Annotated in this window: 11 protein-coding genes; 4 read left to right on the top strand and 7 right to left on the bottom strand. The window is 74.2% G+C overall.

The window, feature by feature from the left end:
- Positions 1–100: 100 nt before the first annotated feature.
- Both ADK86_RS21895 and ADK86_RS21890 read left to right on the top strand, forming a co-directional pair.
- Entirely contained in the window at positions 101–910 is an 810-nt protein-coding gene (locus ADK86_RS21895; RefSeq protein ID WP_053698105.1) for a GH12 family glycosyl hydrolase domain-containing protein, read from the top strand.
- A gap of 134 nt (positions 911–1044) precedes the next feature.
- On the top strand, positions 1045–1974 hold the full coding sequence (locus tag ADK86_RS21890; protein WP_063789055.1) for a virginiamycin B lyase: 930 nt from the start codon (positions 1045–1047) through the stop codon (positions 1972–1974).
- Between the two features lie 36 nt (positions 1975–2010).
- Here ADK86_RS21890 and ADK86_RS21885 read toward each other — a convergent pair whose 3' ends face one another.
- The 3 genes from ADK86_RS21885 to ADK86_RS21875 form a co-directional block, all read right to left on the bottom strand.
- The gene (locus ADK86_RS21885; protein ID WP_053698103.1) at positions 2011–2718 is read right to left on the bottom strand and encodes an HAD family hydrolase; all 708 of its coding nucleotides are present in this window, start codon (positions 2716–2718) and stop codon (positions 2011–2013) included.
- A 24-nt stretch (positions 2719–2742) separates the two neighbouring features.
- On the bottom strand, positions 2743–3222 hold the full coding sequence (locus tag ADK86_RS21880; RefSeq protein ID WP_053698102.1) for an Lrp/AsnC family transcriptional regulator: 480 nt from the start codon (positions 3220–3222) through the stop codon (positions 2743–2745).
- Between the two features lie 187 nt (positions 3223–3409).
- The gene (locus ADK86_RS21875; RefSeq protein ID WP_053698101.1) at positions 3410–4702 is read right to left on the bottom strand and encodes a YeeE/YedE family protein; all 1293 of its coding nucleotides are present in this window, start codon (positions 4700–4702) and stop codon (positions 3410–3412) included.
- A gap of 677 nt (positions 4703–5379) precedes the next feature.
- Between ADK86_RS21875 and ADK86_RS21870 the strand changes: the two genes are divergently transcribed.
- Positions 5380–6891 carry an FUSC family protein gene (locus ADK86_RS21870; protein WP_053698100.1) on the top strand — a complete coding sequence of 504 codons (1512 nt, stop codon included), beginning with the start codon at positions 5380–5382 and terminating at the stop codon, positions 6889–6891.
- A gap of 107 nt (positions 6892–6998) precedes the next feature.
- Positions 6999–8060, top strand: a complete 1062-nt coding sequence (locus ADK86_RS21865; protein WP_053698099.1) for a lactonase family protein — start codon at positions 6999–7001, stop codon at positions 8058–8060.
- 128 nt (positions 8061–8188) lie between these two features.
- Here ADK86_RS21865 and ADK86_RS21860 read toward each other — a convergent pair whose 3' ends face one another.
- The 4 genes from ADK86_RS21860 to ADK86_RS21845 form a co-directional block, all read right to left on the bottom strand.
- On the bottom strand, positions 8189–9058 hold the full coding sequence (locus tag ADK86_RS21860; protein ID WP_053698098.1) for a sirohydrochlorin chelatase: 870 nt from the start codon (positions 9056–9058) through the stop codon (positions 8189–8191).
- A 595-nt stretch (positions 9059–9653) separates the two neighbouring features.
- Positions 9654–10664: an N-acetylglucosamine kinase gene (locus ADK86_RS21855; RefSeq protein WP_053698097.1), complete on the bottom strand. Its 1011-nt coding sequence runs from the start codon at positions 10662–10664 to the stop codon at positions 9654–9656.
- Complete coding sequence (locus tag ADK86_RS21850; protein WP_053698096.1) at positions 10657–11718, bottom strand: phospholipid scramblase-related protein; 1062 nt, start codon at positions 11716–11718, stop codon at positions 10657–10659. Before ADK86_RS21850 ends, ADK86_RS21855 begins: the two co-directional genes overlap by 8 nt.
- A 22-nt stretch (positions 11719–11740) precedes the next feature.
- A complete protein-coding gene (locus ADK86_RS21845; RefSeq protein WP_053698095.1) occupies positions 11741–12418 on the bottom strand; it encodes a uracil-DNA glycosylase in 678 nt (225 codons plus the stop codon).
- Positions 12419–12489: the final 71 nt, after the last annotated feature.

Raw genomic sequence — 12489 nt, 5'->3', positions numbered from 1 at the left:
GGCGGAGACACATGGCTCGCGGCACGGCCGTACGGGCAACCCTTTCCGCAGCGGCGGCAACAAGGGAGCACCTATCCGGACCCGAAAGGCAGGTCGTCCCATGGCAGCACCTGGCCGTCACCGCTCGTCCCGCAAGCGCTTCCTCGTCGCGCTGCTCGCCGCCGCCACGCTCGGCGGCGGAACCCTCTTCGCGCTCGACACCGCCGCCCAGCCGGCACGGGCGGCGGACGGCTGCGCGCCGAACGAGTCCACGCCGATGGGCAAGTACTGGCTCAACAACAACACCTGGGGGTCGGGCAGCGGCTCCGGCTGGACCTGCACCTGGGCCACGTACCAGTCCGGGAACACCATCGGCTGGGGAACCAACCACGACTGGACCGGCGCGCCGGAGTCCGTGAAGTCGTACGCGAGCAGCGTGCTGGGCTGGCACTGGGGCTGGAAGTCCAACGCCACCGGGCTGCCCGTGCGGGTGTCGGCGAAGACCCCGGTCCGCACGAAGTGGTCGTACAAGGTGAAGGAGTCCAGGCCGGGCGCGTACAACGTCGCGTACGACCTGTGGCTGCACGACCGGCCGGACACGGACTGGCAGAGCCGCCCCAAGCACGAGGTCATGGTGTGGCTCGCGAAGGGCGGCGGCGCCGCGCCCCTGGGCACCCGGCAGCAGCGGGTGAAGATCGCCGGTGCTTCCTGGGACCTGTACGTCGGCCGGACCGACTGGAACGTGTACTCCTTCGTCCGCGTCGGCGACACCACGGCCTCCGACTTCGACCTGAACGACTTCCTCCAGGCACTCGCCCGGCGGGGCCTGGTGGCGCCGGCCGACTATCTCAGCGGGGTGGAGGCCGGTACGGAAGCCTTCACGGGCAAGGCGCAGCTGGACACGTCCGCGTATGAGGTGAACGTCGGCTGAGACGGCTGGGGATGACGGGGTGTCGGTCGCGGGGCTCCGCCGGAGGTGCGGCGGAGCGTCGCCCGCGGGGCCTGGGTACCGTACGGGGACCGTCCGGCCTCGCCGTACCGATCCGTGCCGAAAGGATGCAGCACATGCCGTCCCGCCCAGAGGTGACCTTGCAGGAGTATGTCGTGGCCGGCCCGGAAACGGGCCCGTACGCGCTGACCGCCGGGCCGGACGGCGCCCTGTGGTGCACGCTCGTGCACCAGGGGCGGGTCGCGCGGGTGACCACGGCGGGGGACGTGACCACCTACCCCCTGCGCACCGCCACCGGCGGGCCCACGATGATCGCCACGGGGACGGACGGCGCGCTGTGGTGCACCGAGTTCAAGGAGCACCGCGTCACCCGCCTCGTGCCCGGCCGGGCCGCCGACGGCGGCGCTCAGGTGGAGTCCTTCACCCTGCCGACCGCGGACGCCGCGCCCCTCGGCATCGCCGCGGGCCCGGACGGCGCCGTCTGGTTCACCGAATCCGCCGCCGACCGCATCGGCCGCATCACCCCGGACGGCACCGTCACCGAATACCCGCTGCCGGTACGCGGCGCCTTCGCCTCGGTGATCGCGACCGGCCCGGACGGCGCCCTGTGGTTCACCGCCAACCAGGCCAACGCGATCGGCCGCATCACCCCGGACGGCGACACCGTCCTCCACGACCTGCCGACGCCGGGCGCGGGCCCGGTCGGGCTCACGGCAGGGCCCGACGGCGCCCTGTGGTTCGTGGAGATCGCGGCGGGCCGGGTCGGCCGCATCACCACGGACGGTACGGTCGAGGAGTTCCCGCTGCCGGACCCGGCGTGCCGCCCGCACGCGATCGCCGCGGGCCCGGACGGCGCCCTGTGGTTCACCGAATGGGGCGCGGGCCGCATCGGCCGCATCACCACCAGCGGACGCGTCGACGGCTACGACCTCCCCGACCCCGCGTCCGAGCCGCACGGCATCGCGCTCGGCCCCGACGGCGCGCTGTGGGCGGCGCTGGAGACCGGGTCGGTGGTGCGGATCGCGGTGGCCGCGGAGGGCGCGTAGCCGGGCCGGTGACTCCCGTGCGTCAGCCTTCGGCCGTCAGCTCTCGGCCGCCGTGATCCACCGGTACGCGGCCTCCGCCGTGAACTCCCGCTGCCCGCCCGGGAAGAACAGCCCGGCGCTGCCGAAGGCCGGGTCCGTCGCCGTTTCCGGTACGTACGGGATCGCGACGCACCGCATGCCCGCCCGGTGCGCGGCCTCGGCGCCGGGCGGCGCGTCCTCCAGCACCACACACTTCTGAGGCGGCGCGCCCAGCCGGCGCGCCGCCTCCAGGAAGATGACCGGCGCGGGCTTGCCCTGCCAGACCTCCTCGGCCGAGACGAGCACGGTCAGCTGCGCGTCCAGGCCGGTGCTGCCGAGCACCGCCTCGATGGCGTGGCGCGAGGAACCGGAGGCCACCGCCAGCGGATGCCCGGCGGCATGCAGCAGTTCCACGAACTTCCGCATTTCCGGGAAGACCTCGGTGTGCGCCCGCGCCCGTTCCAGATAGGCGCGGTTCTTGTCGGCCAGCAGGTCGTCGAGGGGCGCGTCGATGGCGTGCTCCCGGCGGAGCGTCGCCAGCGTCTCGCGGGAGCCGATGCCGATGAAGCGGGTGTGGTCCTCCCAGGTGAAGCCGGAGACGCCGTGCCGGGCGAGCACACTGCGCGTCGCCTCGAAGTAGTTCGGCTCGCTGTCCACGAGCGTGCCGTCCAGGTCGAAGATCACGGGGGCGGGGGAGCCGGGGGAGGCGCCGGCGGAAATGCTCATGGCCCCAGCATGCCAAGGGGCCCCTCAGCGCGGTCCGGCGGCCCGGCCCACGGCTTCGACCAGCGGCAGCATCCGGTGCGGCACCCGCTCGCGCAGGGCCACCTCGGTCCGGGTGCGCACCACGCCCGGCAGGCTGATCAACTGCTGGATCACGTCCTCCAGATGCGCCGCGTCGCGCGCGACCACCCGGGTCAGCAGGTCACCGCCGCCGGTCGTGGAGAACGCCTCGATGATCTCGGGCACCTCGGCCAGCGCATCGGCGACCTCCTCCAGGTGCCCCTGGGTGACCTCGATGTGGACGAAGGCGAGTACGGGGTGGCCGAGCGCGGCGGGCGACAGGCGCGGCCCGTACGCCGTGATCACCCCGTCCCGCTCCAGCCGGTCCAGCCGCGCCTGCACGGTGCCCCGGGCGATGCCGAGGATGCGCGCGTACTCCCGCACGCTGGTGCGCGGCTGCTCCAGCAGGAGCCGGAGGATCTTCGCGTCGAGTGTGTCCACGGCCATGGGCCAACGGCCTCCTCGGGGGCGGGGCGGGGTCCGGCGACTGTACCAATGGCCTGGTGGCAGGGGTGTGGGGTGGGCCGTTGGTCCGGAGGCCGGGACGATGACCGTACGCCGGGCCGAAGCCGTGCGCCGGGCCGAGGGCCGTATGCCGGAACCGCGCGTCGGCGTACGGCCCTCACCTCACCCCTCAGCAGACACCGTCCCCCGGCTTCGGGTTGGCCAGCCGGAAGACCGGCCGCAGCTTCAGGCCCGCCCAGGTGCCGAGCAGGGCCGTCGCGCCCCAGATCCAGCCGTGCAGGCTGCCGGAGGCGATACCGGCGAGGTAGGCGCCGATGTTGCAGCCGCCGGCCAGCCGGGCGCCGATGCCCATCAGCACACCGCCCACGACGGCCGCGACCGCGGTGCGCCACGGGGTGCCCCGGTGCAGCGCCCAGGTGCCGCCCAGCGCGGCGGCAAGCGCCGCGCCGATCATGATGCCGATGTCGGTGAGACTCGTCCTGTCGGCCAGCACCGGCCCGGACAGGGCGTGCGCGTTCGCCGGCTTCTGCCAGTACGTCCAGGTCTCCGGATGCCCGCCCAGCGCGCTCACCAGCTTCGCGCCCCACAGGCTGAACGCGCTGGTCACACCCCACGCACCGCCGGAGACGAGGAGCACGCCGCCGCCCAGCACCGCCAGCACCACGGCACCGGCCGCCAGCGGCCAGGAACCGCGCAGCACCCGGGCGACCGTGGTCCTCGCCGACGGCACCGGGCCGGTCGGCGGCGGGTTGCGGCGCGCCTGGACCGCCCGGCTGACCACCACGATCACGGCCAGCGCCAGGAGGGTGACGGCCCACGACCCGAACCAGCCGATGTGGTCGGCGAACACCACGGGCTCGTACGCCGGCAGGTCCTTCCACAGGTCGAACTGCCAGGCGGCCAGCGTCGAACCGGCGATGAACCCGCCCAGGGTCAGCACGATCGAGGTCTGCCCCGACCCCACCGCGAACAGCGTGCCCGAGGCACAGGCGCCGCCCAGCTGCATCCCCACGGCGAACACGAACGAGCCGAGGAGCAGCCCGACGCCCAGCGGCCCGCCGGACGGCTCGGGAACCGAGCCGAACAGCCCGGTGCTCGTCCCGATGACCAGGGCGAACAGCGTCGCCGTCGTACCGAGCAGCAGCGCGTGGGCCCGCAGCCCGGAGCCGTTGCCCACGGCGACGAACTGCCGCCACGCCGAGGTGAACCCGAACCGCGAGTGGAACAGGGCCACCCCCAGACCGAGCCCGAGCAGCAGCAGGACGCCCGGCTTCGCGCCGTACGAGGCGAAGACGAAGCCCGCGAGCGCCACGGCGATCAGCAGGCCGACGACGAGCGGCACCCGGCGGACCGGCGGCGCCTCGGGAGCCGCCGGGCGGGGCACGGAGGTGGGGGAGGGAGCGAGCAGGGCCGGGGCCGGGCGGGGGACCTCGGTGAGCGGATCAGGGGGTGCTGTGGTCACAGCGGGCTCCGTGAAGGTGAGCGGGGGAGGTGAGGCAGCCGGGGTTTCCGGGGCAGGCAGGGCCTTCCGGGGTGCCTTGATTGCACGTCGCCCCGGGGAGGTCGGGGGAAACGGAGGGGGATTCGGACGCGCCGGCGCCGCGTCGTGCGGGCGCGCGGGCGGACAGGCGTCAGCGGCGACAGAGCCCGTCGTCGACGCACCAGGCCGAGTTCGCGAAGAGCGCGAGACAGAGGAGGCGTGCGGGTGCGGACATGACGACGAGGGTAATGCGTGGGGGATGCACGCGGTCGGGGCGTTCCGGGATGTGGACGGTTGGATGAGACGCGGGGGAGGCGGGGGCGGGACGCGGGTGAGGCGCGGGCGGGGTACGGGTGGGATGCGCGCGAGGCGGGACGGCTGGCGCCGGTCAACCCGTACGCCGGGTAGCGAGCCGCGCCATTGGCCACCTTCTGGCCCGTGCTCACTCGTTCCTGCTGGGCCAATGGCTCAGTGCTCAGGGACTCTGTTGAGCCAACGGTAGTGTTGATGTTGTCATAGGCCAGTCAACGGCGCTGCGGAATCCCGCGGCGCCTTTTTCGTGCGGAATCAGTGCGGATCCAGCGCGGGAATGCGGCGCTGCGCGGCAGAGCCGGTCCGCGGCCGAGGTACCGAGCCGACCAGCAGAGGGGTGGGAAACCGTGGTGAAGAAGGTGTTCATGGCGCCGGACCCGGGACGGCTGCGGCTGCGCAGCGCCGCCCGCGCCGTCCTGGGCGTCGCCGCGGGCGTGGCCGTCTGCGGCCTCGTCGGGCACTCGCTGGCCGGCGCCGTGGTGGGCGGGCTCGCCGCGCTGCTCGCCCTGTTCACCGTGGCGGACACGACGGTCCGCGGCCAGATGGTCACCACGGCCCTGCTGCCCCTGGCCGGCTTCCCGGTCCTCGCGGCGGCGGCGCTGCTGCACGATCACCCGGTCGTACGGGACGTGGCCTTCCTCGCCATGGTCGGCGCCGGGGTCTACGCCCGCCGGTGGGGGCCGCGCGGCAACGCCCTCGGCATCTTCGCGTTCATGTCGTTCTTCGAGGCGCAGTTCCTGCGTACGGTCCCGGAGCAGCTGCCCGAGCTGTACGCGGCCACCGCGCTCTCCCTCGTGGCCTGCTCGATCGTCCGCTTCGGGCTGTGGTGCTACGAGCGCCGTACGCCCCCGCCCGCCGTACCGGCCCTCCCCGGCGGCAGGGGACTCGCCCGGCCGACGACCCGCCAGGCGCTCCAGGCGACCGCCGCCGGAGCGTTCGCCCTGCTGGCGGGCCAGCTGCTCTCCCACGAGCGCTGGTACTGGGCCGTCGGCGCCACCTGGTGGATCTTCGTCAACACCGCCTCGCGCGGCGAGACCGTGGTCCGCGGCTTCCGCCGGATGCTCGGCACGCTCCTCGGCATCCCCGCCGGGCTGCTGATCGCCGTACCGCTGCACGGCGCCGTGGCCCCCACCGCCGCCCTGATCGCCGTCTGCGTCTTCTCGATCTTCTACGCGTCGCCGGTCTCCTACACCTGGAACATGCTCGCGGTGACCCTGCTGGTCGGGCTGCTGTACGGGCTGCTCGGCGTGCTGGACCCCGCCCTGCTCGCGCTGCGCCTCGCGGAGACCGGCGTCGGCGCGCTGAGCGTGATCCTGGCCGTCCTGGTGGTGCTGCCCGTCACCACACACTCCACGACGGACGCCTGGATCCAGCGGGCCCTGCGCTGCGTGCACCGCTGCACCGCCGAGGCCGCCGCCCGCATCGCCGGCGACGCCACGGCCGACCCGGCCCCGCTCGTCGCCGAGCTGGAGCTGCTGCTGCGCCGCGTACGGCTCTCCCTCTCGCCGCTGGTGCATCCGCTGGCCCCGATGCGTGCGCGCAAGGAGCGCGCGCGGCAGGTGCTGGCGCTGCTGGACGACTGCGCCCGCGAGGTACGCGGCCTGACGTCCATCGCCGCCGACCCCGAGGCTTCGCACGACGCCCGCCTCACCGCCGCCTGCCAGCGCGTGGAAGCCGCCGTCGAAGCGCTCACCACGCCCCAGCAGGCCCGCGAAGCGACAGCCGCGCAACCGGCCGCCGCCGCGCACCCGCCCGCCCTGGAACCGGCCCTCGCCCACCTCCACAGCCTGGAACGGGCCCTGGCCGAACTCGCCGCACCCCTGCGCAGCCACCCGCGCGCACCGCTGGCCGACGCCTGAGACCGGGCGAGCCCTCCTGCCGCCCCGGCGGGCTGTTAGCGTCGGCCCGTACGCGTAGTGCAACTCCGTACGACGCGCGGGGCGGACGAAGGGCAGGCGGGGAGCCGATGGGCACGACAGGCGGCGGGCGGCGGGCGTACATCGGGTCGTTCACGGCGGCGGGCGGACGCGGAATCGTCACGGCGGCGGTCGACCTGGAATCGGGCGCCCTGACCCCGCTGCACGCCACGGTCGAGGTCGGCAACCCGAGCTACCTCGTGCCCGCGCCCGACGGACGCCACCTGTACGCGGTGAGCGAGACCTCCGACGGCGCGGCCGCCGCCTTCGCCCTCACGGAGCACGGGCCGCGGCCGCTGGGCGCGCCCGTGCCGGTGCGGGGCGCCGACCCCACGCACCTCGCCCTCTGGGCCGGGCACCTGCTGACGGCCAACTACAGCTCCGGCAGCGTCAGCGCGCTGCCCGTACGGGCCGACGGCGGCCTCGCGGAACCGGCCGCCGTGGTCCGGCACGAAGGCGGCGGCCCGCACCCCGACCGCCAGGAGGGCGCGCACGCCCACGCCGTGGTGCCCGACCCCACCGGCCGCTGGCTGCTCAGCGTCGACCTGGGCACCGATTCCGTGCGCATCTGCGAACTCCCGACGGCCGACGGGGAGCTCGTCGTACGCCACGAGGTGCCGCTACGGCCGGGCAGCGGGCCCCGGCACCTCGCCTTCCACCCGCGCGGCGGCCACGCGTACGTCATCAACGAGCTGGCCTCCACGGTCACCCCCTGCCGCTGGGACGCCACCACCGGCACCCTCACACCGCTGGCCGAGACGGCGGTCCTGCCGCCGGACGCGGACGCGGACGGGGAGGCGGCGGACAACTACCCCTCCGAGCTGGTCGTCTCGCGGGACGGCCGCTTCGCCTGGGCGGCGAACCGGGGACACGACAGCATCTCGGTCCTCGCCGTCGACCCGTCGGCGGAGGGGATCTCCCTGGTCACCACCGTCCCGTGCGGCGGCCACTGGCCCCGCGACCTGGCGCTGCACCCCGGAGGACGGCACCTGTACGCCGCCAACGAGCGCTCCGGGGACGTGACCTGGTTCGCCATCGACACCCGCACCGGCGTGCCGGAACGCCGCGGCTCGATCGAGGTGCCGGCCGCCTCCTGCGTGGTGTTCGTCTGAGGCGGACGGGGCGGTCGGTGCCATGCGTACGGCCGTAAGGATGGCGCGGGCCCCCGGTAAGCCGAAGAGCCCCGGTAGGCCGAAGGGCCGCTCCCCGCACCGGGAAGCGGCCCTTGGTCATACGTCGGTCACCGTACCGGCGTGCCCTGGCCCGCCGACTGCAGCTTGATGCCCAGCGCCGACGCGTAGTTCGACAGCACCAGGCGGCCGACCGTGCCGTACGCGCCCAGCGGCTCCGCCGCCGAGCAGCCCGCTTCCGCTGCCGCCGCCCCCACCAGGCCGTCGGCGATCTCGGGACCGATCAGATACGGGGCCAGGGCCAGCTGCTGCGAGCCCGAGGAACGCAGTTCGTCGGCCGTGCGCGCGATGGCGCCCTCCTCGTCCAGCGCGGCGGCCAGCACCGGCACGGCCAGGCGCGCGGACAGCAGCATGCCGGTGATCCCGGCGGCCTGCACCGCCTCGTCGCCGCCGACGGTGGCGAGGACGATGCCGTCCGCGGCCGTCGCGACCGTGAACAGCCGCGCCCGGTCGGCACGGGCCAGACCGGCCTCGGAGAGGCGTACGTGCAGGGCCTCGGCGAGCAGCGGGTGCGGGCCGAGCACATCGGTCAGCTCGGCGGCCGAACCGCTGTTCATGATCGCCTGGCGTATGCGGCGGAGCAGCGCGCTGTCCGGCCCGGCCAGCAGCGGGACGACCACCGCGGGCGGGCCCTGCTGCTCGGACTGCGCACCGTCGCCGGCGCGGTCCTTGTGCTCGGCGGCGGCCTGCGCGAGCACGGCCTCCAGCGAGGGGTACTCCTCGTCGCCGCCGTCCACGTAGCCGATCCGGGCGTCGAGGCCGGGCAGCTCGGAACGCGCGATGCTGGTCACCTCGGCGGCCAGGCCGCGCGCGGCGGCCGAGGGGGCGCCGGGTACGGCGAGGACCAGGGCGGGCGCGCCCTCGGGCGCGACGACGGGCTCCGGCCGGCGGTGCCGACCGGACTGCCGGGGACGCGGCATTCGTACAGGCAGGCCGGGTGCGGCGCCCGAGCTCGGAGAAACTTCGTCAAAGCGGGGCGAGCCGGGTGCGGGCCCAGTGGGGGAACTCATGGCGTCGCATGCTAACGCCTCATAGGTCCCCCGCGCGGCGGGAGGGTTCGGTCGGGAGGTATCCGTCCCGAATTGTCCCGCGCGGCGTATGGCCAGGTCAGAGCCCGGATCGGCGGACAAGCGGTGACATGCCGGACGGCTCGGTACGGGGCGTTCGAGACCGCCCGCACGCCTGTCCACGCGCCCGCGCCTTTCGTGGTGCTCCGCGCCCCTTGAGTGCGCCTTGCGCGTGCCCGGATGGATGTGCTGCCGCCATCGGCTGGGGAGCCGAAGGATGTGCCGAAGTATCGGGCGAACCGTGACGACTTCGGGATTTATGGGGGTGCTGGGTGCGGTTGCCGATATGCGTCGGGTGCCGCCTGCCTTGGGTGCCATCGTGCAGGTCTCGCTGGGTGGACGCTTTGTTCACGTACTGGACCGGGTCGCGTCGACCGGGTCCCGCGGGCACCGACCGTCCCAGGCCGAGCCGTTCCTACGCCGTCCGGCAGACGGACCGCGCCCGCACCTACCGCGTAACCCGCAGCAACTTCTCATCCCTGGGCAGCCGCAGTTCGTCCGTCGCCAGCGCCGCGGCGACGCGCAGCGCTCCGTCCAAGGGGTCGCCCGCTGCCCGGACACGCCGGGCGTGCGGCAGCAGTTCGGCGAACGCGGCACGGAGGGGCGCCAGCAGCGGTTCGCCCAGGTGCAGCAGGCCGCCGGTGAAGGCCACCGCGCTGTCCGCCGCCGGGGGACAGGCCGCCGCTGCCGCCTCCACGAGGTGGCGCGCCGCCTCGGTCATGATCGCCGACGCCACGGTGTCGTGCCCGGCGCAGGCGGCCACCTCGGGCGCGAAGGACGCCAGGACGGCGGGCCGGTCGGTGCGCGGGTACAGCGCCCCGGGCAGTTCCGCCGCCGGGCCGAACACCGCCTCCATACGGGCCAGCAGCGCGGCCGAGCCGCCGGCCCGCCCGTCGTGGGCGCGCAGCGCGGCCTCCAGCCCGGCCCGGCCGATCCAGGCGCCGCTGCCGCAGTCGCCCAGCAGGTGACCCCAGCCGTCGGCACGGCGCCAGCCGCGCTCCGGCGTGAGGTCGGTGCCCATCGCTATGACGCCGGTGCCCGCGGCGACGACGGCGCCCGGCGTCTGGCCGAGCGCCCCGGCGTACGCGGTCACCGCGTCGGCGGCCAGCGCCACGCGCCGTACGCCGAACGCCTCGGCCAGTGCCGCGGGCAGCTCGGCGCGCAGGTCGTCGCCGAGCGTCGCCATGCCGGCCGCGCCGACGCACACCGCGTCCAGCTGCCGGGCACCGGTGTCCCGCATCAGGTCCTGGGCGGCAGGCACCAGCTGTTTGAGCAGCTGGTGGGCGTCCATGCCCTTCGGCCCGGTGCCGATGGGCTCCTGGGAGGTGTACGAGGCGAGCGGCCGCGCGTCCCTCCCGTCCGCGCGGGCCACGGCGATCCGCAGGCCGGAGCCGCCGGAGTCCACGCCGAGGACATGGCCGGACACCGGGCCTGCCGCACCGCCCCGGGGCTCAGCCAAGTCCGCGCGCGTCCTGTTTGAGGGCGGTGTCCACGGTCAGGGCCGTGGCGACGACCAGGCTCCGCAGCGGTTCGGGGAGCTGCACGTGGATCTGCAGGACGTAGTTGTCCGCGGTGGTGAACATTGTCTTGGCCAGGCCCTCCCAGGTCTTGGTGATCCGGGCGACCTCGGTGTCGGTGTGGTCGACGATCGCGAAGTTCCAGGCGCGCCAGTTCTCCGCCTTGATGGCGCCGATCTGCTGCCCGCCCGCCATCATCGCGAAGTTGATCTTCCCGATGGCGTTCTGCTGCACGATCTCGCCGACCGGCTGTCCGTCGGGACGCTCCACCAGCACCTTGGACTTGATGAACTTCGCGGGGCGGGTGAGCGCCAGCTGCGGCTGCCCGTAGGCGTCCCGGATCTCCAGCCGGTGGGTCATGTACTGGTCGAGGCTGGAGACGATCCGCAGTACCTTCTTCGCGGTGCTCTGGCCGACCTGGACGACCGTGCCGAGGGTGTTGCCGTGCTGGTCGAAGACGCTGTACTCGTTCGTCACCTCGATCAGCTTGGCCTTCTGGTTCACCACCAGGACCGGTTCGGTGAACAGCGTCCCGCCGCCCTGCGCGGTGGGCGCGACACCGGCCTGCTGCTGGACCTGGTGCTGCACTTTGCCGGGGTCACCGCTCGGCTGCCCGTACCCGGGCTGCGCGCCCGGCATCGGCTGCCCGCCGGTCATCTGATGGCCGCCCGGCGCCTGCTGTCCCACTGCCACCGGCTGTGCCGCCTGCGGCGCGTACTGCTGCGGCATCGGCTGCCCGGGGCCCTGGCCGTATCCCTGCTGCCCGTACGGCTGCCCGCCCTGCTGCGGCGCCTGCTGGGCCTGAGCCGCATGCGCCGGGACGGGGCCCTGGGCCGGGGTCTGCCGGGCGGCCTGCCCCTGGTGGTGAGCCTGGGCCTGGGCCTGCTGTCCCGGATGCGTGTGCTCGGTCCACCGGGAGCCGTCCCACCAGCGCAGCTGGTCGGGCGTGCCCTGCGGGTCGGCGTACCAGCCCGCAGGGATGTTCGCGTTCGTCATGCGGGCACACTATCCCGCAGCCTCAGGGCAGTCTCCAGTCCACCGGCTGTGCCCCCTGCCGCACCAGCAGGTCGTTGGTCCGGCTGAACGGGCGCGAGCCGAAGAAGCCCCGGTCGGCCGACATGGGGGAGGGGTGCGAGGACTCCACCGCCGGCAGGTTGCCGAGCAGCGGGCGCAGATTGCGCGCATCGCGGCCCCACAGTATCGACACCATCGGGCGGCCACGCGCGACCAGGGCCCGGATGGCCTGCTCGGTGACCTCCTCCCAGCCCTTGCCCCGGTGCGCCGCCGGCTTGCGCGGCGCCGTCGTCAGGGCTCTGTTGAGCAACAGCACCCCCTGCTGCGTCCACGGCGTGAGGTCGCCGTTGGACGGCCGCGGCAGCCCCAGGTCCGAGGCCATCTCGCGGTAGATGTTCTCCAGGCTTCCGGGCAGCGGGCGGACGTCCGGCGCGACGGAGAAGCTCAGCCCCACCGCGTGTCCGGGGGTCGGGTACGGGTCCTGCCCGACGATGAGCACCCGTACGTTGTCGAAGGGCTGTTGGAAGGCGCGCAGCACATTGCTGCCCGCCGGGAGGTAGGTACGTCCCGCGGCGATCTCCGCCCGCAGGAACTCGCCCATCTTGGCGATCTGCCCGGCGACCGGCTCAAGTGCCTTGGCCCAGCCAGGTTCGACGATTTCATGAAGAGGTCGTGCAGCCACGCCGTCACCCTACTGGCCGCAGGGTGATCCACTTCAACCGATGGCCCGATCCCGGCTCGGTGTTCGCGCCG

The sequence above is a fragment of the Streptomyces sp. NRRL F-5755 genome (genome assembly GCF_001279365.1).
GTDB lineage: Bacteria > Actinomycetota > Actinomycetes > Streptomycetales > Streptomycetaceae > Streptomyces > Streptomyces rimosus.
Note: the sequence above shows the minus strand (reverse complement) of the source record. Positions and strands in the feature narration are given on the sequence as shown.